A 25,552-nucleotide genomic window follows, 5' to 3' on the forward strand; every position below is an offset into this window, starting at 1 on the left:
TGCTGCTTCCGCCCGCCCGTTGACATGCCAGCAGGGCGAAGATATTCTGTGAACGTTCCCAGATAACCCGCATCACACTTTGGCGCGCACCCCTGGGAACGTTCACAGAAATTCGACAACAGCGTCCAATGCCGCAGGGTCTCTCCCCGGCTTGCACGTCTGCTGCAAGTTGAAGGAGCAGGGTTGAGCCCCACCAGAACGCCCGTCAAGGCACTGTCCGGCAGCGGAAAGCTTGTCTACGGCTGCGATTACAACCCCGAACAGTGGGACAGCGCCATCTGGCGGGAAGACGTCCGGTTGATGAAGCAGGCGGGGGTCAACCTTGTCGCAGTAAACATTTTCGGCTGGGCGGAACTGGAATCACTCCCGGGGGAATACTCGTTTGAACGCCTGGACGAGATCCTGGACCTCCTCCATGCGAACAACATCGGGGTCAACCTCGGAACAGGCACGTCATCCACCCCGGCCTGGCTCACCACCCTGTACCCCGGGATTCTTCCCCAGTCGGCGTCCGGGACCCGCGCCTGGCCGGGCGGCCGCCAGGCCTGGTGTCCCAGTTCCCCGCAGTACAGGGAACACGCCCTCAGGCTCGTGGGCGAAACCGTCCGCCGCTACGGCGCCCACCCTGCTGTCCGCTTGTGGCATGTCTCCAATGAGCTTGGTTGCCATAACGCCCTCTGCTACTGCGACGTCTCCGCAGGCGCCTTCCGTAGCTGGCTTAAGGCGCGGTACGGCACTTTGGATGCGCTCAACAAAGCCTGGGGCACCACGTTCTGGTCCCAACGGTATTCGAGCTGGGAGCAGATCCTTCCGCCCAGGACCACCGTCTCCACGAACAACCCCACCCAGGTTCTCGACTTCCACCGCTTCAGCTCCGATGAACTGCTTGGCTACTACCAGGCCGAGGCTGGAGTCCTCCGGCAGCACAGCACCGTTCCCGTCACCACCAACTTCATGGTCACGGCCCACATCCGCAACCTGGATTACTGGTCCTGGGCACCCCATATGGACGTGATCGCCAATGACCATTATTTGGACCACCGGCTTGATGCTCCCGCAACCGAACTGGCCTTCGCTGCCGACGCAACCCGGGGGCTTGCCCAGGGCCGGCCATGGCTACTGATGGAACACTCCACCTCGGCCGTGAACTGGCAGCCACGCAACATCGCCAAAGGCCCTGGCGAGATGCTCCGCAATTCCCTCGCCCACCTAGCAAGGGGAGCCGATGGGCTCTGCTTTTTCCAGTGGCGTGCCTCAGTGCAAGGCAGTGAAAAATTCCATTCGGCAATGCTTCCCCATGCGGGAACGGACTCGCGTATTTGGCGGGAGGTCCTGGAACTGGGCAGCATTTTGGAGACGCTTGCGGAGGTCGCCGGGACCACGGTGAAGGCCGAGGCCGCCCTGGTGTTCAGCTGGGAAGCGTGGTGGGCCTACGACCAGGAGTCACACCCGTCATCGGATGTTCGGTACCTCGACCAGGTCCATGCCATGTACGCCGCTTTCTGGGAGGCAGGCATCACCGTTGACGTCGTTGCCCCCGGCGCGGATCTTTCCACGTACAAGCTGGCCGTCGTTCCCGGCCTGTACCTTGTGCGGGAAAAGGACTCCGCCGCTCTGGCTGAATACGTCGCGAACGGGGGTACTGCCCTTGTGACCTACTTCAGCGGCATCGTGGATGAAAACGAGAAGGTGCTTGCCGGCGGCTATCCGGGGGCCTTCCGGACCATGCTTGGCATTCGTTCCGAGGAGTTCTACCCCCTGCCGCCCGGACGGACCCTGGCTTTGAGTAACGGTTCCACCGCCTCGCTCTGGAGTGAAGCGATGCGCCTCGAAGGCGCCGAGGCGCAGCTGACCTTCACCGAGGGGCACCTGTCCGGCACCGCGGCCGTCACGCGCAACCGCCATGGCGCCGGCAACGCCTGGTACCTCGGCACCGTCCTTGATCCTGCCTCGTTGCGCGACGTCGTCACCGGGGCTGCCGGCGAGGCGGGGATCAACGTCCTGGGCTCCCCCACCGGCCTTGAAGTCGTGGTCCGCTCCGGCGCCGACCATAGCTACGTCTTCCTCATCAACCACTCCGACGAGGACCACAAGTACGCCGCCCACGGCCACGAACTGATTGTGGGCGAGGACGTGTCCCATGCCGTCGTTGTTCCCGCGGGCGCCGTGCGCGTCGTCCGCACCTCCGATCCTGTTCCACAGACCGCTGGCCCCAGCGCCAGCCAAAAGGATGATGAAAGTGACTAGACCAAGCACCGCTCCGGCAGCGGCCCTGGGGACGCCGAAGACCCGGAAAGCCAAAACCACCGGCGCCCAGCGCCGCGCCGTCTTCCTGTTCATTGCGCCGTTCGGCGTCCTCTTCCTCGCTTTCTACGCCGTACCCATCATCTTCGCGGTGGTGCAGTCCCTGCTGACTGTTGAACGCAAAGGGACCTTCGGCCCTCCCCGGCAGGTCTTCGGCGGACTCGTCCAGTACCAGCAGGTGTTCCAGAACACCGAATTCTGGGAGTCGGTTGGACGGGTGCTCCTTTTCGGAGTGGTCCAGGTGCCAATCATGCTGGGCCTGGCCCTGCTGTTTGCCCTGCTGCTCGATTCGCCCCTCCTCAAGGGCAAGAAGTTCTTCCGGCTCGCATTCTTCGCCCCTTACGCAGTTCCCGGCGTCATCGCCGCCATCATGTGGGGGTTTCTGTACTCGCCGTCGCTGTCCCCCTTTGAAGCCGTCACTTCAGAGGTGAACTTCCTCTCCGCAGAACTGGTCCTGTGGGCGATCGCCAACATCGTCACCTGGGTGTACGTCGGCTACAACATGCTGATCATCTACTCGTCCCTGCTGGCCATCCCGACTGAAATATACGAGGCGGCCCGGCTCGACGGCGCCAGCAACCTGCAGATTGCCTGGCGGATCAAAATCCCGCTGGTGGTCCCGGCCATTATCCTCACCGGCGTGTTCTCCATCATCGGCACCCTCCAGCTGCTCGCGGAACCACAGACGCTGCGGAGCTTCAGCTCGGCGATCAGCAGCACATTCACGCCGAACCTCGCGGTGTACACAACAGCATCCGTCCCCAACTACAACCTCGCCGCAGCATTCTCGGTGGTGCTGGCGCTGGCAACATTCGTTCTTTCCTTCGTCTTCCTCAAGGCAACCCAGCGGAAGGTCTCCCAGTGAGTGCAGCAACGGTCACGGCAGCAGGACCCAAGTCCACCCACGGGGCGGCCGATGCCCGCGGGCCCCGTCACAGCGTGATGTCGCGCAGCGCGGCGATGCTCATCATGGGCGTCTTCACGCTCTACTTCCTCACCCCCATTTGGTGGCTTCTGGTGTCCTCTTCCAAGACGGGCGGAGAGATCACCAGTACCGCTCCGCTATGGTTCACCATGGATTCGGCCCCTACCTTCCTGGCAAACCTGGGCAACCTGTTCACGTACAGTGACGGTGTCTTCGGCCGCTGGCTCGCCAACAGCGCCCTCTATGCCGGACTGGGCGCCCTCATGGGCACCGTCATCGCGGCTATGTGCGGCTACGCGCTGGCAAAATACGAATTCCGGGGGCGGGAAGCTCTCTTCAATATCGTGCTCAGCGGGGTGCTGGTCCCGGCGACGGCTCTCGCGCTTCCGTTGTTCCTGATTTTCAGCGAAGTGAAACTGACCAACACCCTGTGGGCCGTCTTCCTTCCGAGCCTGGTCAGCCCCTTCGGCGTATACCTTGCCCGCATCTATGCCGCGGCCAGCGTGCCCACCGAGCTCCTGGAAGCTGCGCGGCTCGACGGGTCCTCCGAAGTCAGGACGTTTTTCACGGTCTCAACGCGCCTCATGGCCCCGGCGCTGGTAACCATCTTCCTGTTCCAGTTCGTCGCAATCTGGAACAACTTCTTCCTGCCCCTGATTATGCTCCGCGACCAGGTCCTGTTTCCGGTCACGCTCGGCCTCTACGCCTGGAACAGCCAAATCAGCCAGATTCCCGAGCTCCGCGTCCTGGTGATCGTCGGCGCACTTGTCTCAATCCTCCCGCTTATCGGAACGTTCCTTGCGCTTCAACGCTTCTGGAGCAGCGGGCTCGGCGCCGGAAGCGTCAAATAGCTTCCATCCTTCCCACGCAAACCGTCCCGCGGCTTCCGCCCCGGTACAGCACCCCCACTGATAGGAATAGAAATGCGCGCGCATTACGGAAAAGCCACTGCAGCCTTTGCCCTTGTTTCAGCGCTGGCCCTCGCCGGCTGCTCAGGCGGCGGAGGCACCACGGAAACCAAGGCCGCCGGATCCTGCGAACCCTCATCCGGTCCGGTCGAGCTGACCTTTACCACCTGGGTCCCCGGCATGGAAAAGGTGGTGGATCTGTGGAACAAGGAAAACGAAAATATCCAGGTCAAGGTACAGACCGGCCCCAACGGCAACTCCGGCACGTACCAGAACTTCTTCAACCAGCTGCAGGCCGGCAACGCCCCGGACCTCGGCCAGATCGAATACGACGCCCTGCCCAACTTCCGCGTCCAGGACGGCCTCGAGAACATCGCCGCCTGCGAAGGAGTGTCCGACGCCCGGGACAAGTTCGTTGACTGGACGTGGGGCCAGGTCACCTTCGGCGAGGAAGGCTCCGTCTATGCCATCCCGCAGGACAGCGGACCGATGGCGATGTTCTACCGGGCGGATCTCTTCAAGGAGGCAGGCATCAAGGTTCCCACCACCTGGGACGAATACGCCGCGGCTGCCGAGCAGATCAAAGCCCGCGGTTCGTACATCACCAATTTCCCCCGCAGCGATGTCAACTGGTTCGCCGGCAACGTATGGCAGGCAGGCGGGCAGTGGTTCTCAAGCGCCAACGACCAGTGGGAGGTCAACCTGACCGGCGCCGAATCCGAGAAGGTGGCGAACTACTGGCAGGACCTGCTGGACAAGAACCAGGTATCCACGCTGCCGTCCTTCTCCGATGAGTGGAATGCCTCGTTCAATACCGGTCAGCAGTGGACCTGGGTCTCCGCGGTCTGGGGCGCCTCAACGCTGGCCAGCGGTGCCCCAGATACCGCCGGCAAGTGGGCTGTCGCCCCGATGCCTCAGTGGGAAGACGGTGGAAAGCCCGCCGGCAACTGGGGCGGTTCCTCCACCGCAGTCCTGAAGGGCTCCAAGCACCCCTACGAGGCATCGAAATTCGCTCTGTGGTTGAACACGGATCCTGAGGCCCTGGCACTGGCAAATGAACTCGGCGGGCTCTACCCGGCTGCGAAGTCGGCCAAGGACCTCCCTGCGTTCACCGGCGGCGTGGACTACTTCGGCGGCCAGAAGATCTACGAAGTTTTCGCCGAGGCATCATCAAACGTCGATCCTAACTTCACCTGGGGCCCGACCATGACCCAGACGTACACCGACGTCTCTGACGGGTTCGGCAAGGCCGCGGGAGGCGACGGCACCCTCTTGGACGCGCTCAAGACAGGCGAGAAAAAGACTATCGATTCCCTGAAGTCACAGTCGATTCCTGTGAAGGAGTAGCCTCAACCCCCAGGGATTGCTTTCCGGCAGGACTGGCCGCCACCTCCGCTTTCAGCAGAGGTGGCGGCCAGTCCTTAATGCATTATCCGCCTTGCGGCGCCCCGGCGGACGGCGTCCACGGGCAGCCGCAGGACTGCCGGATGTGAAGTTTGGTGGGGAAGATCCGATGCTGTGGCGTTTCCCCGCGAGTGGCTCCCACCAGTGCGGCCACCGCCGCTTCCGCCATGGCAGCCACCGGCTGCTCCACCGTGGTCAGCGGCGGCCACGAGTACTCAGCTTCGATGGATCCGTCGAAAGACACCACCGCAATTTCGCCCGGCACAGCCAGACCTGCCTCATGCACTGCTCGCAACAGGCCCACTGCCTGGGTGTCCGAGGTGGCAAAGATGGCAGTCGGCCTGTTGACTGACGCAACCAGGCGCTGACCGGCGAGATAACCGCCGGGCCACGTGAATCCGCTGTACGCAATCGGCCCCTCCGGCAAACCTGCCTCCTGCAGTGCCTGGCGCCAGCCCACCTCGCGACCGTCAGTGCTGCCGGAAACGTTGGTTCCCATGGCCAGGCCGATGTTTGTATGGCCGTGGCCAATCAGGTGTTCGACGGCGATCCTGGCGCCGGCGGCGAGGTCAACGCCGATGCTGTTGAAGCCCGGCGCGTCGCGTTCCTGGTTCAGCAGCACCGACGGGATGTCCGCGGTTTCCAGGACCTCCAGGTCGGGTTCAAAAAGGACGCTGGCCAACAGCACGCCGTCCACCTGCCTGGCGGCGAGGTTGCGGATGTTGCGCCGTTCCTTGGCAAGGTTTCCGTCCGAGTTGCCCAGCACCAGGGCGTAGCCCAGGGCTGCGGCCGCGTCTTCAACGGCGTGGGAGAACTGGGCGAAGAACGGATTGGAGATGTCCGGAATCACCAGGCCCAGCGTCTCGCTGGAGCCCAGCTTGAGAGCCCGGGCCGCCGCGTTGGGCCGGTACCCCAGGACGCGGATGGCGTGCTGGACCTTCGCTTCTGTGGCTGGAGCAACTTTCTTGGGGCCGCCGTTGACCACATAGCTGACGACGGCGGTGCTCACGCCGGCGTAGCGTGCAACGTCCTTGCGGGTCACGGGGCCGCCGCGCGCAGTCTGCACTGCCGGAGTAGTCATGCTGTCCATACTAGGTACCTGTACCCGGCGCATCGCCAAAGTCACGGATGGGAAGGCGCGCCCCGTTTTGCAAGGCGGACTGGTGGGCAACTATGCCCGGAAGGGTGAACCGCGCGGCCACCCAGGCGTTCACCGGAGGCAGGGTGCGGTTGTTCACGGCAGTCACGAAGTCGTCCACCAGGAAGTGGTGGCTGCCCTCGTGGCCATTGGGCGCGCCCAGGAACTCCTCCGGAAGCCGCCCGGGATCATGGACCGGAGCCAGGCCTGAGACGAAGGCATCCCTCAGTTCTGGCGCGACATTCGCAAGGGAAGGGTCATCGAGGGGGATGCTGGGCCGGGTCTCCATCTGCTCGGAGATGTCGTGGACGTTCTGTTTGTCCTGCCAGACGGACACCGTGGCGAGCTGCTCGAAGCTGGCCTCCGTCCCGAAGAACCGGAACCGCGATTCGCGGATGTGCGAGGGATAGCCCACCCGGCGCATCTCGTTAGTGCGCATGACGCCGCCGTCGTTCAGCTCGAACAGCGCGGTGGCGTTGGAGAAGTCATTGCCGAACATGCTGACGTCCTTGTCGAAGACGCCGTCGTCGCGGTCATCCCTGACGCCCACGCAGCTGACGCTGACTGCATGGGCCGGGACTGCTCCCAGCACGCCGCCCACAGCGTGGGTGGGATACAGCATGGGCGGGTAGCTGGCGGTTTCCTTCCAGCGCTCGCCGCCGCTGTACTGGTAGGCCTCGTAGAAGCCCAGGTCCATGTCGTGGACGTAGTCGCCTTCGGCGTAGAAGATCCGCCCGAATTTTCCCTCGGCCAGCTGTTTGCGGGCAAAGACTGTGGCGGGGTTGTAGTAGCTGGTCTCCCCCATCATGTACACCAGGCCGGTTTCCCGGACGGCCTCGATGATCCGCGCTATTTCCTCTTCTGAAATCGCCATGGGAACGGCTGAGTAGACGTGCTTGCCCGCCCGGAGCGCCTGCTCCACGAGCGGACCATGCGTCCAGCGCTGCGTGAAGATGGCAACGGCGTCGACGTCGGAAGCCAGAAGGTCTTCAAAAGTCGCCATCGTGCCGGCCAAATGGTAGCGCCCGGCGGCCTCGGCTGCGCGATGTGCAACGTCGTCAACAGCGAAGACGCTGCTGACGCCCGGGTGGAGATTGAACAGGTGCGCGAACTGGCTGCCGAACTGGCCGGCTCCTACTACGCCGATCGAAAACGTCATCGTCTGCCTTTCGAGGATTGCAGGGGCGCGGCAAGCGCTCTCCGGAGGATTCCCAGTGTTTCATTGCAATCTACTCGAGTCAACAGTCCGGTGAATGGATTAATGCTTACCGACAAAAAGAAAAATTAGCCCCTTGCCCACTCAAATCTACTCGTGTAGATTCTTCCCTAGTTGTTACCCCCATCACAGTCAGGAAAGGGTCGAAGATGACCACCCTTGCCAAAAACCCGAGATCCGCCACCGGCGCAGCGGTGTCTGCAGCCAAGCCGCGGGGCAGCCTCCGCCGGTTCGGCGATCTCAAGATCGCACTGCTGTTCATCGCCCCGGCAATGATCGGTTTCGTCGTTTTCTACGTGGTGCCCACCATTCGCGGTGTCTACCTCAGCTTCACGGAGTACAACATCCTGGGAGACCCCACGTGGGTGGGGGTGGACAATTACACGGCGATCGCCAAGGATCCACTCTTCTGGAACTCCCTGGCCGTCACAGGCCAGTACGTTTTCCTCAATATCGTCCTCCAGACCGCCCTGGCCCTGGGCCTGGCACTGTTGATGAACAGGGTCGCCAAGTCCACCCTCATCCGGGGAGCCCTGCTGCTGCCCTGGATGATGTCCAACATCATCGCGGCACTGCTGTGGTTCTGGATGCTGGACTACCAGATTGGTGTGGTCAACCAGTTCATCGAGTGGGCCGGCCTCCCCCGCGTCGCGTTCTTCGGCAGCGAGGAGTGGGCCATCCCCACCCAGGCCCTGATCAACACCTGGCGCCACATGGGCTACACCGCCCTGCTCATCTTCGCCGGCATGCAGGCCATCCCGGGCCACGTCTATGAAGTTGCCAAGCTCGACGGCGCTTCGCCGTTCCAGACGTTCACCAAGATCACCCTTCCGCTGCTGCGGCCGGTCCTGGTCCTCGTCCTCGTCGTAACGGTGATCGGCTCCTTCCAGGTCTTCGACACTGTCGCAGTGACCACCGGCGGCGGGCCGGTCAACGCCACCCGCGTCATCCAGTACTACATCTACCAGCGGGCCTTCACCGAGTCGGACTTCGGCTACGGATCAGCCATCGCCGTCATTCTCTTCCTCATCCTCGCCCTGGTGGCCTTCATCCAGATGAAGTTCCTCAAGGGCAACGAGTCGGACCTGGACTAAGGAGCCTCCCGCATGACCACCACCACCAGCCGCGCAACGCTGCCGGCGCCAGCCCGCCGCCGTCGTCCGTTCAACGCCCGCCGCGCAGGCGCCTGGGCCCTCATTGTCCTCGCCATCGCCGTCTCCGTCCTCCCGTTCTTCTGGGTCCTGCGCACGGCGCTGTCCACCAACAACGCGCTTGCCGCCAACGCAACCAGCCTCCTTCCCGCTGAGTTCAGCTTCGGTGCGTTCCTGCGGGTCTTCGGCCTGCAGAGCCCGGCCGACGCCGTCGCAGAGGGCGGTTCCGGTGCAGCCATCAGCTTCTGGCTCTACCTGCGGAACTCGATCATCTTTTCCTCCATCACTACGGCAGGCGCCGTGTTCTTCAGCGCGATGGCCGCCTACGCCTTTGCCCGGCTGCGCTGGAAGGGCCGGAATGCGGTCTTCAGCCTCTTCCTGGGGACCATGCTGGTCCCGCCGATCTTCACCGCGCTGCCCAACTTCCTGCTGATCAAGAACCTGGACCTGCTCAACACCATGCTCGGCATGGTCCTCCCGTACATCTTCATGACGCCGTTCGCCATTTTCTTCCTCCGGCAGTTTTTCCTGAACATGTCCCGGGAGGTGGAGGAGGCGGCCATGCTCGACGGCGCCAAGCACCTGCGCATCTTCTTCCAGATTGTGCTTCCCAACGCCGCCGCCCCGATCGCCACCCTGGCGCTGCTCACCTTCATCGGCCAGTGGAACGAATATTTCTGGCCCCTGCTGGTGGGGTCGCAGGACGATGTCCGCGTCCTGCAGGTGGGGCTCGGCGTCTTCAAGTCCCAGTCACCCCAGGGCGCACCGGACTGGTCCGGCCTGATGGCGGCGACCCTCATCTCGGCCCTGCCGGTGCTGGTCCTCTTCGCCGCCTTCGGCAAGAAGATCGTCAATTCCATCGGCTTCTCCGGCATCAAATAAGAACCTCATTCACCGCCTCCCTCCCATCCCCAAAAGGAAAGTAGAACCATGAAGAAATCCCTCGGCGCCGTTGCCGTTGCCGCCGCTGTGGCGCTCTCCCTCTCCGCCTGCAGCGGATCCTCCTCCTCGGCTGAATCAGCCAAGGGCGAGATCAGCTACTGGCTCTGGGACGCCAACCAGCTCCCCGCCTACCAGCAGTGCGCCGATGACTTCACCAAGGCCAACCCGGACATCAAGGTGAAGATCACCCAGCGCGGCTGGGATGACTACTGGAGCACCCTCACCAACGGCTTTGTTGGCGGCACCGCCCCGGACGTGTTCACCAACCACCTGGGACGCTACGGCGAACTGGCAGAAAACAAGCAGCTGCTGGCCATCGACGACGCCGTCAAGAAGGACAACATCGACCTGACCGCCTACAACGAAGGCCTCGCCGATCTCTGGGTGGGCCAGGACGGCAAGCGCTACGGCCTGCCCAAGGACTGGGACACCATCGGCCTCTTCTACAACAAGGCCATGCTCGCCAGCGCGGGTATCACCGAGGAGCAGATGAAGGACCTCACCTGGAACCCGGAGGACGGCGGCACCTATGAAAAGGTCATCGCGCACCTCACCGTGGACAAGAGCGGGAAACGAGGCGACGAGCCAGGTTTCGACAAGAACAACGTCCAGGTCTACGGGCTGGGCCTGAACGGCGGCGGCGACTCCTCGGGCCAGACCGAGTGGAGCTACCTCACCAACACCACCGGCTGGTCCCACACGGACAAAAACCCGTGGGGCACCCGCTACAACTACGACGACCCCAAGTTCCAGGCGAGCATGGACTGGTTCTCCGGGCTGGCCGACAAGGGCTACATGCCCAAGCTGGAGACCACCGTCGGTGCGGCCATGGCTGACACTTTCGCAGCGGGCAAGTCCGCCATCAACGCCCACGGCTCGTGGATGATCGGCCAGTACACCGGCTACAAGGGCGTCGAGGTGGGCATCGCGCCTACCCCGGTGGGCCCCGAAGGCAAGCGCGCCTCCATGTTCAACGGCCTGGCAGATTCCATCTGGGCGGGTACCAAGAAGAAGGACGCGTCCATCAAGTGGGTGGAGTACCTCGCCTCGGCTGACTGCCAGGACGTCGTCGCGTCCAAGGCTGTTGTCTTCCCGGCCCTGAAGGCCTCGTCCGAGAAGGCGTCGGAGGCCTTCAAGGCCAAGGGCGTGGACGTCACCGCCTTCACCGAGCACGTCAGGAACAAGACCACCTTCCTGTACCCGATCACGGACAACACTGCCAAGGTCAAGGGCATCATGGAACCCGCCATGGACGCGGTGGTTTCCGGCAAGGCGCCGGCGAGCTCCCTGACCCAGGCCAACGAACAGGTCAACGCCCTCTTCAAGTAGGCCCCTGCTTCGGCAACGCCCCCAATCCGTGGCTGCGTATGTGGTCGCAGCCACCCGGCTGGATGCCGCCGTCCCCTCCTCGCGGCGGCGGCATCCACCACCCTGTTTTGCATCGCCCCACAAAACCGAAAGAGATCTCTATGGACCCCCTCCACCTCCGTTCCGCCGGCACCAGCCTGGTGATCAGCTTCGACAGCGGAGAGGCCGAGGTCATCCATTGGGGCGCGGACCTGGGCACCATCTTGCCGGATCTCGCCATCCTCACAGCCCCGGTCCCGCACTCCGCCATCGATGCGCGCGTTCCGGCGGGCCTCCTCCCCCAGGCTTCGTCGTCGTGGCGCGGCAGGGCCGCCCTGCGCGGTTCCCGAATGGCCGACGGCGTCTCCGGGCTGGATTTCTCGGCCCGCCTCCGCGTTGCCACAGCCAGCGCCAACGGCGGTTCCGCCGTCATCGTCCAGTCGGACCCGGATGCCGGCCTCACGGTGGAATCCACCCTGGCCCTGCACGACGGCGGCCTGCTGGAACTGCGGCACACCGTCACCAATGACGGCACCACCCCCTACCAGCTCGACGAACTGGCGACCGTCCTCCCCGTGGCGCCTGACGCCGTCGAGCTCCTCGACCTCACCGGCCGCTGGTGCCGCGAGCGCCACCCGCAGCGCCGGGCCATCCAGCAGGGGACCTGGGTCCGGACGGGCCGGCACGGCCGCACCGGCCATGATTCCTCCCTGCTGTTCGCCGCCGGCACCGCCGGTTTCGGCAACCGGCACGGGAAAGTCTGGGCCACGCACCTGGCCTGGAGCGGCAACCACGAGCAGTTCGCCGACACCATCGGTGATGGCCGCACCATGATCGGCGGTTCAGAGCTCCTGGGGCCTGCCGAAGTCATCCTTGAAGCCGGCGGCAGCTACACAACGCCCGCGCTGTTCGCCGCCTATTCGGACAAGGGACTGGACGGGATCACCGAAGCCTTCTACAGCTGGTTCCGGTCCCGTCCGCACCACGTGCTGCCCGCCGCTTCTACAGGCCGGCCCGCTGGCAAGCCGCGCCCGGTGGTGCTCAACACCTGGGAGGCCGTCTACTTTGACCACAACCTGGACACGCTGATTGAGCTGGCCGAGTCCGCGGCCGATCTTGGCGTGGAGCGCTTCGTGCTCGACGACGGCTGGTTCCGCGGCCGCCGCGACGACCACGCCGGCCTCGGCGACTGGTACGTGGATGAAAGCCTGTGGCCCAGGGGGCTGACGCCGCTCATTGAGGCGGTCACCTCGCGCGGCATGGAGTTCGGGCTGTGGGTGGAGCCGGAAATGGTCAACCTCGATTCGGACATCGCCCGGGCACATCCTGACTGGATCGTTGGCCCGTCCGCCGTCCAGCACAAGGACGGCGGACGGCTTCCCCTGGAATGGCGCAACCAGCACATCATCGACCTGGTGAATCCTGAAGCCTGGCAGTACATCTTCAGCCGCATCGATGCTCTCCTGCGCGAGAACAACATCAGCTACCTGAAGTGGGACCAGAACCGGGACCTCACGGAGCACGGCCATGCCGGCCGCTCCTCCGTCCACGAGCAGACCCTGGCCGCCTACCGGCTGTTCGACGAGCTCCGGAAGGCGCACCCCGGCGTCGAAATTGAATCCTGCTCCTCCGGCGGGGCACGCGTGGACCTGGGCATCCTGGAGCGGACGGACCGGATCTGGGGGTCCGACTGCAACGATGCGCTGGAGCGGCAGACCATCCAGCGCTGGACGGGCGCGGTGGTCCCGCCGGAACTGGTGGGCAGCCACATCGGCCCCACCACCTCGCACACCACCGCCCGCACGCACGATCTCTCCTTCCGGGCCATTTCCGCGCTGTTCGGCCACTTCGGCATGGAGTGGGATGTCCGGCAGGTCACCGGGGCTGAGCGTGAGGAGCTCAAGCGCTTCATCGCCCTGTTCAAGGAACACCGCGCGCTGATCCACAGCGGCCGCCGCGTCCACGCGGACGTTGCCGGCGATGCCCTGCTGCTGCACGGCGTCGTCACCGGGGCCCCTGCGGCTGAAGGCACGACGGCGGCCCTGTTCGCCCTGGTGAGCACGCGCACCTCCGCCGCCGAGGTACCGGGCCGGCTGGGCATCCCGGGGCTGGACCCTGAGCGCAGCTACCGCGCGGAGGCAATCTTCCCCACTCCGGATGACCCCGACTACGGCCACACCTACACCCAGGTGCAGCCGCCGGCCTGGCTGGCGGACGGGGCGGAGGCAACCGGACGCTTCTTCGCCGAGGTGGGCCTGCCCATGCCCAACCTCAACCCCGAGCACGGGCTGCTCGTGCGGTTCACCGCACTCTAATGACCGTCGATTGCTCCGTAAACGTCGTTTTCACGCTTCAAAACGGCATTTACGGAGCGATCGATGGGGGTGCCGGCGTAAGAATGCGCGGCACCCGAAGCCAGCCGATAGATTGTCATTCATGACTGAAGCCTCCACCGACCCTGCCGCCCGCCGCACCATTCTGGTAATCAACGGGCCCAACCTGAACCTGCTGGGAACCCGGGAGCCGGAAAAGTATGGCACGTCCACCCTGGCGGATGTGGAGCAGCTGGCGGCCGCAGCCGCCGAGGCCCACGGTTTTACGGTCGAATGCGTCCAGTCCAACCACGAAGGCGTCCTGCTCGACGTCATCCACGCCGCCCGGAGCAACGCCGCGGGCATCGTCATCAACGCGGGGGCGTTCACCCACACCTCAGTGGCTCTCCGTGACGCCCTCGCTGCCGTGCAGCTGCCCGCCGTCGAGGTCCACATCACCAATGTGCACCAGCGGGAAGAGTTCCGGCACCACTCGTTCCTGTCCCCCGTCTGCTCGGCGGTCATCGTGGGCGCAGGCGTTGTGGGGTACCGGCTGGCGATTGACTACCTCGCAGAGGTCCTCTAACCGCTACTTCTGGATGCACTGCCCGGAGGAAACCGGGGCGCTCAACGACGCCGCCTGAGAGGCCACCGGGTTGAGGTCATCCATGGTGATGGCGAATCCCATTTCCGTGTCTGCGGTCGCCTTGGCGAAAATCACCCCTGCCACATCCCCCTCCATGGTCAGCAGCGGCCCGCCGGAGTTCCCGGGCTGCACGTCGCCGGCCAGGCGGTAGATCTCCTCAGGGGAGGCATTGTTGCCGTAGATGTCCGGCACCATCACGGTGGTGATGTCCTGGACCGTGGCCGGCTTGGACTGGAACGGTCCGCCGTGGGGGTAGCCGGCAAAAGCGGCGGGGCTGCCGTTGGGCAGGTCGGGGCTAAGCGCCAGCGCATCCGCGGGGAGGTTGTCCACGGCCAGCACCGCGAGGTCGTGCTTGGTGTCGAAGTAGACGACGCGCCCGGGCATCGCCCCGCCGTCAGGCAGTTCCACCACCGGCTCCGACACGCCCGCCACGACATGCGCGTTGGTGATCACACGGTCCGCAGAGACCACGAACCCGGTGCCTGTCTGGTTCTGGCCGCACTGGTAGGCGGTCCCCGCGATCCTGAGCACGGAATCGGCGGCACGGTTCAGGGCCGGCGTATCGGTGCTGGCGTTCGGTACCGGCACTGCCGGGCCCTGTTCCAGTCCCTCGAGCAGGGTAGGGATGCCGTTGCCGATCACCGTGGAGCGAAGCTGCGCCATGGTTGCTTTGACGGGGTCCGGGGTCAGGCCGTCGATAAAGCGGATGACCTTGGATTCGGCCAACTGCTGGGACACCAGCGGCACGCCCAGGGAGCCGATGCTGAAGGCCAGCATGGACATCACCAGCGCGGATACCACCACGTTCACGGCCCCGCCCACCAGGCGGTCCACCGCACGCAAGGGCCGGATCCGCACGGCGCCGCGGATTTGCCGGCCTGCCATCGTCCCCAGGCCGTGCCCCAGGACCACCAGGACGACGGCGGCTGCCACGATGGCGGTCAGCCTCCATCCGGAGTCCTGGACAAAGCCGCTCACCAGGGGGACTGCAAAAAAGGCTGCCACTGCTCCGGCAGCGAATCCCGCAATGCCGCCGACTGTCACCAGGAAACCATTGCGCAGGCCGTAAACCAGATAGGACAGCAGCGCCAGGATCAGGACCAGGTCCAAGACAGTCAAGCCGACCAATGAGGCTCCTTATTAAGCAGTTGAACCTTCATTCTAATGTTGGATGCTGACAATATTCTGGACAGCTCCCCGCCCTGCGGGCCGTGTGGAGTCCCGCTGCCCGCCGCCTTCACGGCCGCCCGAATTAGGTCCCGACCGGCCGTTGGAGCCCTGCATCGGGGCGTTTTGCCTGCCAAGTTCGTCACAGAACCTTGAAAATTCTGAAACAATGGCACAAGCGCCACAGCCGACACTTTTATTCAGGAGATTTCATGGACATCGAGGTACTGCGCCGAGCACCCCTTTTCGCCACGCTCGACGACGACGCATTCCGTCTGCTGACGGACGAGCTCACCGAGGTGGACCTGTCCCGCGGCGCTTCGGTGTTCCGTGAAGGCGACCAAGGCGACCAGCTGTACTTCATCGTCTCCGGCAAGGTGAAGCTCGGCCGGACCTCTCCCGATGGCCGTGAATCCCTCCTGGCCATCCTGGGCCCGGGTGAACTCTTCGGCGAAATGGCCCTCTTCGATCCCAGCCCGCGGACCGCGACGGCAACCGCCGTCTCCGAGACCCGGCTTGCCGGCCTCCGGAACGAGAGCTTGAACACACTGCTCCGCACCCGTCCCGAGGTCTCCGCGCAGCTGCTGCAGGCCCTGGCCCGCCGCCTGCGCCGCACCAATGATTCGCTGTCCGACCTCGTGTTCTCCGACGTTCCGGGCCGCGTTGCCAAGGCGCTGCTTGACCTGGCAGACCGCTTCGGGCGGCCGGCGACGGACGGTGTCCTGGTAGCCCACGAGCTCACCCAGGAAGAGCTCGCCCAGCTCGTCGGCGCATCCCGCGAAACCGTCAACAAGGCCCTCGCCGAATTCGTCCAGCGCGGCTGGCTCCGGCTGGAAGCCCGCGCCGTCGTCATTTTGGACATGCAGCGCCTCCGCCAGCGCTCCCGCTAGCAACCCGCCGCCTCAGGCCCCGGGCCCTTGTTTCCCCGCGAACGCTCTCTCACTTGATGCGCTAAAACGGCCGACGCTCTATCACTTTCCTAAGGAAAGCGATAGAGCGTCGGTGGAAAACCAGCATCAAGTGAGAGAGCGTTTCACGTGGGCGGGCGCCCGCCAACCGGACCAGAGCCCCGCCGCGGACCTACCGTTCGCGCTGGGGATCGTCCGGGGTTGTCTTGGCGGCCTCGACCTCGAGCATGAGCTTGCCGTCCTCTTCAACCAGGACCGGCTGGTACACGTGGGCCTTGCGCTTGTAGCTCAGGTAGGCGATGCAGCCGTTGGCCATGGCCATCTTTTCGAGCATGATTTCAGAGCCGGGGACCAGGAGCTCACCCAAGGTGCGGCCCACTGTATTCTCCTGGCCAACCTCGTCGCCCAGGGCGGTGGTATCGCGCTCGGCGATCACGTCGGCAGCATTGACCCAGCGCCCCCAGACGCCCTTCCCGTCCAGCAGGGTGGGCTGCTGGTTCAGGGGCACGGTGGCGGCGAAGTAGCGGGTGTCGAACCGACGGTGCGCGAAGTCCGGACTGCGCCAGTTCACCAGTGACTTCAGCAGGTCCGCCCGGACGGACAGTCCCCGCTTTGCCAGGATCTCCGGGAAGGTCTTCTCCTGCTCAGCCACGGCAATGCGGGCGCGCATCCACTCCGGGGTCGACGTCGCTTCCACCGTACTGGCCATGTCCGGGCCGGCCAGCAGCACCCCGGTTTCCTCGAAGAGCTCGCGGATGGCGCCCAGCACGTGGCGCCGCGCCAGCCCGACGTCGTCCGTTCCCATCTGCTCAGCCCAATGCTGGGGCGGGGGGCCGAGCCAGCCCACGGGATCGTCGTCGGCGGCGTCCAGCGATCCGCCGGGGAAAGCGAGGACGCCCAACGGCGAGGACCCCGGCCGGTAGGCCAGCCAGGTTTCCAGGCCTGTGGGGGAATCGCGCAGGAGGACCACCGAGGACGCAAGGCGCGCCGCGCGGGGCGTCCGTTCGCCGTGTTCGAGCCAGCTCTGGGCGGCCCCTTCAAGGTCCTGGGGAAGAGCAAAGAGCCGTCGAGCTAGCTGAGGCAAGGGAAACCTACCGGTCCTAGCTGAATTCCGCTATGAGTTCGACCTCAACAGGAGAATCGAGCGGCAACACGGAGACGCCGACGGCGGAACGGGCGTGCTGGCCCGCGTCACCGAGGACGCGCCCCAGCAGTTCCGACGCGCCGTTGATGACACCAGGCTGTCCTGTGAAGGACGGATCGGACGAGACGAAGCCCACAACCTTGACGATGCGGGTGATCCGGTCAAGGTCACCAATGACGCTCTTGACGGCTGCCAGGGCGTTGACGGCGCAGATGGCCGCGAACCGCTGGGCGTCTTCGGGGGACACCGTGGGCTCGTCAGCGTAGCCTTCGGTTCCGGCCGACACTTTGCCGGTTGCCGGGAGTTTGCCGTTAATGAACGGCAGCTGTCCCGAGGTGTACACGTGGCTGCCGGAAATCACGGCGGGGACATAGGCGGCCACAGGCGGAGCGACCTCGGGAAGAGTGAGCCCAAGGTCTGCGAGCCGCTGCTCAACAGCCGAAACAGGCGCCGCTGCTGCGCCGGGCGTGGCCTCTGCGGAGGTGCCCATGCTACTGCTTCTCCCTCTTGAGGTAGGCCACCAGGCCGTTTCCGTCCGGTCCGGGGACCACCTGCACCAGCTCCCAGCCGTCGTCTCCCCACTGGTCCAGGATCTGCTTGGTGGCGTGAATAATGAGCGGAATCGTCGCGTACTCCCATTTGGTCATGAGAGAAAGACTAGTCCTTGCCGGTAAAGTGGAAAACATGGCGACTCGTACGAACCCATTATTCGACACTGCCACCACCCTCGGTAAGATCCTCGTTTTCCTTGGCGTGAGTGCTATTTGCGGTGTCCTGGTAGCAGGCCTGCTGGTTCCCGCAGCGGCCGTTTCAGGCAGCGCAGCGAGCGGTTCCATCGAGTTCTTCGACACCCTTCCGGCCGAGCTGAAGGTTGACCCGCCCAACCAGACCACCAGGATCCTGGCTGCGGACGGAAGCGAGATCGCCAGCGTCTACACCGAGAACCGCACCAAAGTCGCCCTGGACCAGATCTCGCCCTTCGTTAAGAAAGCTGTCATCGCCGTCGAGGACAGCCGTTTCTATGACCACGGGGGCGTGGACACCACAGGCATCCTCCGCGCGCTGGTCAGCACCGCCCGCGGCAACAAGCAGGGCGCGTCCACCATCACGCAGCAGTACGTAAACAACGTCCTCAACGCCAACCTCGCCGCCGAGGGCAACGAGGACCAGATCAAGCTCAACGGTGTCAACAAGGGCGTGGGCGACAAGCTCCGCGAGATGAAGCTTGCCATCGCCCTGGAAAAGGAGTTCAGCAAGGAGCAGATCCTTGAGGGCTACCTAAACATCGTCTTCTTCAACCGCGACGCATACGGCATCGAGGCCGCGTCCCGCTTCTTCTTCAGCACCAGCGCCAAGGACCTCACGCTCCCTCAGGCGGCGTTGCTGGCCGGACTCGTCAACAGCCCGTCCGCGTTTGACCCCATCAACAACCCGGAGAACGCCAAGCAGCGCCGCGACCTGGTACTGGGCCTGATGCTGAACCAGGGCAAGATCACCCAGGCCGAGCACGACGCCGCGGTGGCCACCCCCGTGGAGACCAAGGTCACGCAGCCGAAGCAGGGCTGCGCCTACGCGTCCACCGCTCCCTACTTCTGCGACTACGTGCTGCACCTGCTGGAGAACAACCCGGCGTACGGTGCGGACCGCGAAGAGCGCCTGCGCCTCATCTACGGTGGCGGCCTGACCATCACCACCACGCTGGACCCGAACGCCCAGGCAGTCGCGCAGGAGCAGGTCAACGCCTCCGCCGGCGCCAACCCGGACAAGTGGGGTGCGGCCATGGTCTCGGTGCAGCCCAACTCGGGCAAGATCGTCTCGATGGCCCAGAACACCTCCTTCCTGCCCGCGGAAGGCGCCTTCGATTCCCAGGTGAACTTCAACGTGGACAAGCTGGACAAGGACGGCAACGACCTCAACGGCCTTGGCGGTGCCCAGCCCGGCTCCACCATGAAGCCGTTCACCTTCGCGGAGTGGCTCAACGAGGGCAAGTCCATGAACACCGTGGTCAACGCAGCACAGCGCCGCTACCCGCTGAACTTCCCGTGGCGCAACACCTGCGGCAAGGTCGCGGGCGCCTACAACACTGCCGAGAAGTCGCTCGGCGCCGCCGACGACCTGCAGAACGCCGAACCGCAGTGGTACCGGCCCCTGTCGGTCCTCGAAGGCCTGTACAACTCCATCAACACCGTGACCTTCGCGTCGGCCGCGCAGCTTGACTTCTGCGGAATCCAAAAGATCGTGGACGCCACCGGTCTTCACGGCGGCCTCCCTGCGGAGGGAGACCCTAACCCGAAGATCAACATGTCCACGCTGGGCAACCTGCTCGGTTCCACCCAGACGGCACCGCTGACCATGGCCAGCGCCTTCGCCACGTTCGCCAACGACGGCAAGTATTGCGAACCCATCGCCATCACTGCGGTGACCGACCAGACCGGGGCCACCCTCCCGGCACAGTCCAGCAGCTGCCGGGACGCGATCAAGCCGGACGTTGCCCGTGGCGTGAACTACGCCCTCCAGGAAGTCCTGAACCGCGGCTCCGGCTCACTGATCCAGCCCCGGATTTCAACGCGCACCAGCTTCCCGATCGGCGCCAAGACCGGTACGTCCAACAACAACGGATCCACGTGGGTGGTGGGCCACACCACCGGCCTGGCCACGGCTGCCTGGTTCGGTGACGCACTCGGCGCCCAGGACCGGTCCGGCCAGAACATCACGGTCAACGGAAAGTTCTACCCCGGCATCGACGGTTACATGATTGCCGGCCCGATGTTCTCGAACTTCATGTCCCGGATCGCGCCGGCCTACGGCACCAATCCGTTCCCGGCCCCGCCCAGCAACCTCCTGAACGGCGGCACGAACACCCGCACGCCCGCCACGACGGCACCGCAGGCAACCCAGGCACCGGCCCCGGCACCCGCCACCCAGCCCGCCCCCGCACCCGCACCGGGCAACAGCGACAAGAAGAACTAGCCGCCGATGATTTCATCCAGCGAGTTGGCCAGCCGCGCCCGGACCATCGGGCGCGGCTTTGCCGTCACCGCCGGAACCGGGGCTGCCGCCGGGATGGCCGCCTTCGGGTACGGCCTGTGGGAGAAAAACCAGTTTGTCCTCCGTGAAGAGACCCTGGCCATCCTGCCCCCGGGGAAAAACCCCTTCCGCATCCTGCACCTGAGCGACATCCACTTCGTTCCCGGCCAGAAAAAGAAGGCTGCGTGGCTGCAGTCACTGGCCGAACTCAAACCGGACCTGGTAGTGAACACCGGCGACAACCTCAGCCACGCCAAAGCGGTGGATCCCCTCCTGGCCGCGCTCCGTCCGCTGCTGGAATTCCCCGGCGTCTTTGTCCCCGGCTCCAATGACTACTTCGCCCCGAGCCTGAAGAATCCCGCCTCCTACCTGCTGGGACCGTCCAAGGCCAAGCCCAAGCCGACGGCGCTTGACTGGCCGCGGCTGCGTTCAGGCTTCGGGATGGGCGGCTGGGTGGACCTGACCAACCGCCACCAGTCCCTGGTCATGAACGGCATGCGCTTCGACTTCTCCGGAGTGGACGATCCCCACCTGCAACGCGAGCGGTACGCCGGATGGCCGCGCGGGACCGTGAACCAGGACGCCGCAGACCACCTCAAAGTGGCCATCATCCACGCGCCCTACCAGCGGGTGCTGGACCACTTCACGGAGGACGGCGCGGATCTCCTGCTCGCCGGCCACACCCATGGCGGGCAGCTTTGCATCCCGGGCTACGGCGCCCTCGTGGCCAACTGCGACCTTCCCACCTGGCGGGCAAAAGGCCTGCATGACTGGAGCAGCAATGGACGCACGACGCCGGTCAACGTGTCGGGCGGCATCGGCACCTCGCGCTTCGCCCCGGTAAGGATCGCCTGCCGTCCGGAAGCTGTCCTACTGACCCTGACTTCGCCCGCCTGACCGGGTACGCGCGCCTATTGCCGTTCGTAACAACCGGCCAGGCTCTTTCCGGAACCACGACCCTGTGAATCGGCTCACGCCATGGCATAGGGTAGTTGCTACGGGAAACTACATTCGTTTTAGAGCTTGAGAAGCGGGCATGGCCAGGCAAACTCCATTTTTTCGGTCGATCAGTCGTCTCTACCCCCATGTCCGGCCCATTATCCCGCGGCTCGTGCTGGGACTCCTCTGCGCGCTGTTTGCCAGCGTTGTAGCCCTGGCCATCCCCCAGGTCCTGAGGGTCCTGGTCAACGAATCACTGCAGCCGGGCGGCAACACTGAGGCGATCTGGATGTCGGCCGGCATCATCCTGGTTCTGGGCATCGCTGAAGCGGGCCTGGTTGCGCTCCGCCGGCAGTTCGTCATCAACCCGGCCACCACCGTGGAGACCCGGATGCGCGTCTCCCTTTATGACCATCTCCAGGAACTGACGGTCTCCTTCCATGACCGCTGGGGCTCCGGCCAGCTCCTGTCCCGCGCCATGACCGACCTGAACTTCCTGCGCCGCTGGATGGCGTTCGGCGCCATCATGCTGGTGGTCACCACCCTCACCGTGATCATCGGTATTGCCGTCATGTTCGCCATGAGCTGGCAGCTTGCCCTGATCTTCCTGGCCGCGGCCGTGCCCATCATGGCGTACAGCTTCCGGTTCCGGACCCGCTTCAGCAAAGTGGCACGCCTCAGCCAGGACCAGGCAGGCGACCTGGCCACCACGGTGGAGGAATCCGTCCACGGCATCCGCGTGCTCAAGGCCTTTGGCCGCAGCCGGGAAGCACTCGAAACCTTCGAGTTACAGGCCGAAGAGCTCCGCCAGACGGAAATCGCCAAGGCGCGCCATCAGGCCACGTTCACCTTGGTGGTCACGCTCCTGCCGGAACTCGCCCTGGGCGCCGGCCTGGTGGTGGGTATCCTGCTGTGCTCCACCGGGCAGCTGAGCATCGGCGCGTTGGTGGCCTTCTTCGCCACCGCGGCGGTCATTGCCACACCCGTTGAATTTTCCGGCATGCTGCTGGCCATGGCACTTACCGCCAAGACCGCCGTCGACCGCCACTACGAAGTGATGGATACTGCCAACACCATTACCAGTCCCCCGGAACCGCGGAGCCCGCGCCAGCCCGCCGGCGCGCTCCGTTTCAACAACGCCACTTTCGCCTTCGAGGACGCCCCGGACAAGCCCATCCTCAAGGACATCAACCTGGAACTCCGGCCCGGTGAGACCATGGCCCTGGTGGGCATCACAGGAAGCGGCAAGAGCGCCCTGATCCAGCTGGTGCCCCGCCTCTACGATGTCACCGGCGGTTCCATCAGCATCGACGGCGTGGACCTGCGCGACTTCGACGTGGAGGAGCTCCGCCGCATCGTGGGCGTAGCCTTCGAGGACACCACCCTGTTCTCCAACTCCGTCCGCGACAACGTTCTCCTCGGCGCACCGGAGCGCACCGACGAGGCCCTGGACGAGGCGCTGGACGTGGCGCAGGCCCACTTCGCGTACTCCCTCCCGGACGGCGTGGACACGCTGATCGGCGAGGAGGGCCTCAGCCTGTCCGGCGGGCAGCGCCAACGGATTGCGCTGGCCCGCGCCATTGCCGCCCGGCCGCGGGTGCTGGTACTGGATGACCCGCTGTCCGCCTTGGACGTCCACACGGAGGAGCTGGTGGAGAACCGGCTCCGGACCGTCCTGAAGGACACCACCACGCTGATCGTCGCGCACCGGCCATCCACTGTTGCCCTCGCGGACCGGGTGGCCCTGCTCGAACAAGGCAGGATCGCCGCCGTCGGAACGCATACGGAACTGCTGGCAGGCAACGACCATTACCGTTACGTCATCGCCAGCCTGGACCAGGAACCCCGGGACCTGGATTCGGAATTGTCGGACCTCGAGGAAGATGCCGATATCCAGGAAGCCGAGGCCACCCGATGAGCGCCACGACATTCGGCACCGCCAACGAAGACAACGCCCACCTCAGCAAGAGCGACAGCAGGGCGGTACGACGGCGCTCGCTGGCGCTGCTGCGGTCACTGATCCGGCCGGTGCGCCTGCGCTTCTGGCTGACCATCGCCATGGTGGTCCTGTCCCAGGCGGCACGCGTGGCGGGCCCGGCGCTGATCGCCTACGGCATCGACCGCGCACTTCCCGCCCTCCAGGCCGGGGACAACGCGCCCCTAGTGCTCACCGGCGTCGCCTACCTCCTCGCGGCCATTGCGACGGCGGGGCTCACGGCCTTGTATGTCACGTCCACCGCCAGGCTGAGCCAGGCCATGCTGCTGGACCTGCGCCTCCGGGTGTTCCGCCACACCCAGCGGCTGAGCCTGGAGTTCCACGAGAAGTACACCTCCGGCCGGATCATAGCCCGGCAGACGTCGGACCTGGAGGCCCTCCGGGAGCTCCTGGACTCGGGGGTCAGCTCGCTCGCCTCAGGCGTGCTGTTCATGGTGTTTACTGCAGCCACCGTGTTCGCACTGGACTGGCGGAGCGGGCTGCTGGTGCTGGCCGCGGGCGTTCCCATGTTCCTCCTGGCCCGCTGGTACCAGAAACACTCCCAGATCGTCTTCCGGGAATCGCGGGTGGTCTCCGCCCGGCTGATTGTGCATTTCGTGGAAACCATGACAGGCATCCGCGCAGTCAAGGCCTTCCGGAAGGAGCAGGAAAACTCCGGGCTTTACAGCCGGCTCGCCGAGGAATACCGGCGGGTCACCGTGCGCTCCATCAACCTGAACGGCATCTTCCAGCCCGGGCTGGTGCTGATCGGCAACGTGTGCGTGGCAGTGGTCCTGCTCTTCGGAGGCTTCCGCGTCCTCGGCGGGGACCTGGAAGTCGGGGTTCTCCTGGCACTCATCCTCTCCACCAAACGGTTCTTCCAGCCGGTGGACCAGATGGCCATGTTCTACAACTCGTTCCAGAGTGCCCAGGCCGCGCTCGAAAAGGTCTCGGGGCTCCTCGAGGAGGTGCCTACTGTCCGGCCGCCGAAGAATCCCGTCGCACTGAAGGACGCCAAGGGTGCAATTGACTTCACGGACGTCGAATTCCGGTACGGAGACGGTCCTGTCATCGTCCCCAACCTGAACCTGCACATCCCTGCTGGGCAAACCGTAGCCTTGGTGGGCCAGACGGGAGCAGGGAAATCCACCCTGGCCAAGCTGATAGCCCGTTTCTACGACGTCACGTCGGGTTCGATCACGCTCGACGGCATCGACCTCCGGAGCCTCGGCACCACTGACCTGCGCCGCAACATTGTCATGGTCACCCAAGAGGCGTTCCTGTTCAGCGGCTCGGTGGCGGACAACATCGCATTGGGCCGCCCGGAAGCCTCACGCTCCGAGATCGAGGAAGCAGCCAAGGCAGTGGGCGCCCACGACTTCATCATGGAACTTCCCGAGGGCTATGACACCGATGTCAACAAGCGCGGCGGGCGGGTGTCATCCGGTCAGCGGCAGCTCATCAGCTTTGCCAGGGCTTTCCTGGCCCGCCCGGCAGTACTGATCCTGGACGAGGCGACCTCCTCGCTGGACATTCCCTCCGAACGGCTGGTGCAGCAGGGCCTTGCCCGCCTCCTCGCGGGCACGGAGGCGGCCAGCCGGACGGCCCTGATCATCGCCCACCGCCTGTCCACAGTGGAAACCGCGGACAGGGTGCTGGTGGTGCAGGACGGCCGCATCGTGGAGGACGGCAGCCCGGCCGATCTCATTGGCGGCGGCGGACGCTTTGCGGACCTGCATGGAGCGTGGAAGGACTCGCTGGTCTGATCCCGGTCCCCTGCCCCTGCCCGGCCGGCCTTCCTGTCCGGGCTGAGGATTTCGCATCGGGACCCGGCATCGGCTATCCTTGTAAAGTTGCTTTTGCAGCGGATCGGGATGTAGCGCAGCTTGGTAGCGCGCTTCGTTCGGGACGAAGAGGTCGCAGGTTCAAATCCTGTCATCCCGACCAGAGTCGCTTTATTCGAACCATGGTTTGAATAGACCGACTTTAGTTTGAAAAACAGAGATGGCGTCGAGAAATCGGCGCCATTTTTGGTTCCCCGGAATTGCGCGGCAAGTACGCCTGAATCGCCCGGGAACGACCCTATTTGGGACGATTGG

20 protein-coding genes and 1 tRNA gene are annotated in these 25,552 nt (G+C 64.9%); 15 read left to right on the forward strand and 6 right to left on the reverse strand.

Going from position 1 to position 25,552, the window contains the following annotated elements; all coding sequences use genetic code 11:
- The first annotated feature begins 183 nt into the window (after positions 1-183).
- From ACQ3DC_RS04585 to ACQ3DC_RS04600, 4 genes are all read left to right on the forward strand, one after another.
- Positions 184-2,247, forward strand: coding sequence for a beta-galactosidase (locus ACQ3DC_RS04585; protein WP_430751656.1), 2,064 nt, complete (start codon positions 184-186; stop codon positions 2,245-2,247).
- Entirely contained in the window at positions 2,234-3,169 is a 936-nt protein-coding gene (locus ACQ3DC_RS04590) for a carbohydrate ABC transporter permease (protein ID WP_157241124.1), read from the forward strand. Before ACQ3DC_RS04585 ends, ACQ3DC_RS04590 begins: the two co-directional genes overlap by 14 nt.
- A 77-nt stretch (positions 3,170-3,246) precedes the next feature.
- Complete coding sequence (locus ACQ3DC_RS04595) at positions 3,247-4,080, forward strand: carbohydrate ABC transporter permease (RefSeq protein ID WP_157242935.1); 834 nt, start codon at positions 3,247-3,249, stop codon at positions 4,078-4,080.
- Between the two features lie 72 nt (positions 4,081-4,152).
- Positions 4,153-5,484 (forward strand): ABC transporter substrate-binding protein, encoded by a 1,332-nt coding sequence (locus ACQ3DC_RS04600; RefSeq protein WP_157241122.1) that lies wholly within the window; start codon positions 4,153-4,155, stop codon positions 5,482-5,484.
- A gap of 82 nt (positions 5,485-5,566) precedes the next feature.
- On the opposite strand, the gene ACQ3DC_RS04605 is transcribed toward ACQ3DC_RS04600, so the two are convergent.
- Positions 5,567-6,622: a LacI family DNA-binding transcriptional regulator gene (locus ACQ3DC_RS04605; RefSeq protein ID WP_157241120.1), complete on the reverse strand. Its 1,056-nt coding sequence runs from the start codon at positions 6,620-6,622 to the stop codon at positions 5,567-5,569.
- 10 nt (positions 6,623-6,632) lie between these two features.
- Complete coding sequence (locus ACQ3DC_RS04610; protein ID WP_321214396.1) at positions 6,633-7,838, reverse strand: Gfo/Idh/MocA family protein; 1,206 nt, start codon at positions 7,836-7,838, stop codon at positions 6,633-6,635.
- Positions 7,839-8,044: 206 nt separating this feature from the next.
- Here ACQ3DC_RS04610 and ACQ3DC_RS04615 point away from each other — a divergent pair, with 206 nt between their 5' ends.
- The 5 genes from ACQ3DC_RS04615 to aroQ all read left to right on the forward strand — a co-directional run bounded on the left by ACQ3DC_RS04615 (position 8,045) and on the right by aroQ (position 14,233).
- Positions 8,045-8,989: a carbohydrate ABC transporter permease gene (locus ACQ3DC_RS04615; RefSeq protein WP_311217723.1), complete on the forward strand. Its 945-nt coding sequence runs from the start codon at positions 8,045-8,047 to the stop codon at positions 8,987-8,989.
- 12 nt (positions 8,990-9,001) lie between these two features.
- Positions 9,002-9,928, forward strand: coding sequence for a carbohydrate ABC transporter permease (locus tag ACQ3DC_RS04620; protein WP_323056707.1), 927 nt, complete (start codon positions 9,002-9,004; stop codon positions 9,926-9,928).
- 48 nt (positions 9,929-9,976) lie between these two features.
- A complete protein-coding gene (locus ACQ3DC_RS04625) occupies positions 9,977-11,317 on the forward strand; it encodes an ABC transporter substrate-binding protein (RefSeq protein WP_157241112.1) in 1,341 nt (446 codons plus the stop codon).
- Positions 11,318-11,457: 140 nt separating this feature from the next.
- Entirely contained in the window at positions 11,458-13,650 is a 2,193-nt protein-coding gene (locus tag ACQ3DC_RS04630; protein WP_430751657.1) for an alpha-galactosidase, read from the forward strand.
- 121 nt (positions 13,651-13,771) lie between these two features.
- Positions 13,772-14,233, forward strand: coding sequence for a type II 3-dehydroquinate dehydratase (aroQ, locus tag ACQ3DC_RS04635; RefSeq protein ID WP_157241108.1), 462 nt, complete (start codon positions 13,772-13,774; stop codon positions 14,231-14,233).
- A 3-nt stretch (positions 14,234-14,236) separates the two neighbouring features.
- On the opposite strand, the gene ACQ3DC_RS04640 is transcribed toward aroQ, so the two are convergent.
- Entirely contained in the window at positions 14,237-15,421 is a 1,185-nt protein-coding gene (locus ACQ3DC_RS04640; RefSeq protein WP_157241106.1) for a MarP family serine protease, read from the reverse strand.
- 251 nt (positions 15,422-15,672) lie between these two features.
- Between ACQ3DC_RS04640 and ACQ3DC_RS04645 the strand changes: the two genes are divergently transcribed.
- Entirely contained in the window at positions 15,673-16,350 is a 678-nt protein-coding gene (locus tag ACQ3DC_RS04645; protein ID WP_050684013.1) for a Crp/Fnr family transcriptional regulator, read from the forward strand.
- Positions 16,351-16,540: 190 nt separating this feature from the next.
- Here the strand turns inward: ACQ3DC_RS04645 and ACQ3DC_RS04650 are convergent, their stop codons facing one another.
- The 3 genes from ACQ3DC_RS04650 to ACQ3DC_RS04660 are packed head-to-tail and all read right to left on the reverse strand — an operon-like array spanning position 16,541 to position 18,159.
- Positions 16,541-17,452: an NUDIX hydrolase gene (locus tag ACQ3DC_RS04650; protein ID WP_323056704.1), complete on the reverse strand. Its 912-nt coding sequence runs from the start codon at positions 17,450-17,452 to the stop codon at positions 16,541-16,543.
- A 16-nt stretch (positions 17,453-17,468) separates the two neighbouring features.
- Complete coding sequence (locus ACQ3DC_RS04655; protein ID WP_321214401.1) at positions 17,469-18,002, reverse strand: RidA family protein; 534 nt, start codon at positions 18,000-18,002, stop codon at positions 17,469-17,471.
- A 1-nt stretch (position 18,003) separates the two neighbouring features.
- Positions 18,004-18,159, reverse strand: a complete 156-nt coding sequence (locus ACQ3DC_RS04660) for a DUF4177 domain-containing protein (RefSeq protein ID WP_003797879.1) — start codon at positions 18,157-18,159, stop codon at positions 18,004-18,006.
- 37 nt (positions 18,160-18,196) lie between these two features.
- Between ACQ3DC_RS04660 and ACQ3DC_RS04665 the strand changes: the two genes are divergently transcribed.
- The 5 genes from ACQ3DC_RS04665 (at position 18,197) to ACQ3DC_RS04685 (ending at position 25,400) form a co-directional block, all read left to right on the forward strand.
- The gene (locus ACQ3DC_RS04665) at positions 18,197-20,482 is read left to right on the forward strand and encodes a transglycosylase domain-containing protein (RefSeq protein ID WP_157241101.1); all 2,286 of its coding nucleotides are present in this window, start codon (positions 18,197-18,199) and stop codon (positions 20,480-20,482) included.
- 6 nt (positions 20,483-20,488) lie between these two features.
- Positions 20,489-21,436: a metallophosphoesterase gene (locus ACQ3DC_RS04670; RefSeq protein ID WP_430751658.1), complete on the forward strand. Its 948-nt coding sequence runs from the start codon at positions 20,489-20,491 to the stop codon at positions 21,434-21,436.
- Positions 21,437-21,575: 139 nt separating this feature from the next.
- Positions 21,576-23,396 (forward strand): ABC transporter ATP-binding protein, encoded by a 1,821-nt coding sequence (locus ACQ3DC_RS04675; protein ID WP_430751659.1) that lies wholly within the window; start codon positions 21,576-21,578, stop codon positions 23,394-23,396.
- The gene (locus ACQ3DC_RS04680; RefSeq protein WP_430751660.1) at positions 23,393-25,219 is read left to right on the forward strand and encodes an ABC transporter ATP-binding protein; all 1,827 of its coding nucleotides are present in this window, start codon (positions 23,393-23,395) and stop codon (positions 25,217-25,219) included. The genes ACQ3DC_RS04675 and ACQ3DC_RS04680 overlap by 4 nt, the downstream gene beginning before the upstream one ends.
- A gap of 104 nt (positions 25,220-25,323) precedes the next feature.
- Positions 25,324-25,400 (forward strand) — tRNA-Pro (locus ACQ3DC_RS04685).
- Positions 25,401-25,552: the final 152 nt, after the last annotated feature.

The organism is Paenarthrobacter sp. NEAU-H11 (assembly GCF_050573415.1).
GTDB lineage: Bacteria > Actinomycetota > Actinomycetes > Actinomycetales > Micrococcaceae > Arthrobacter.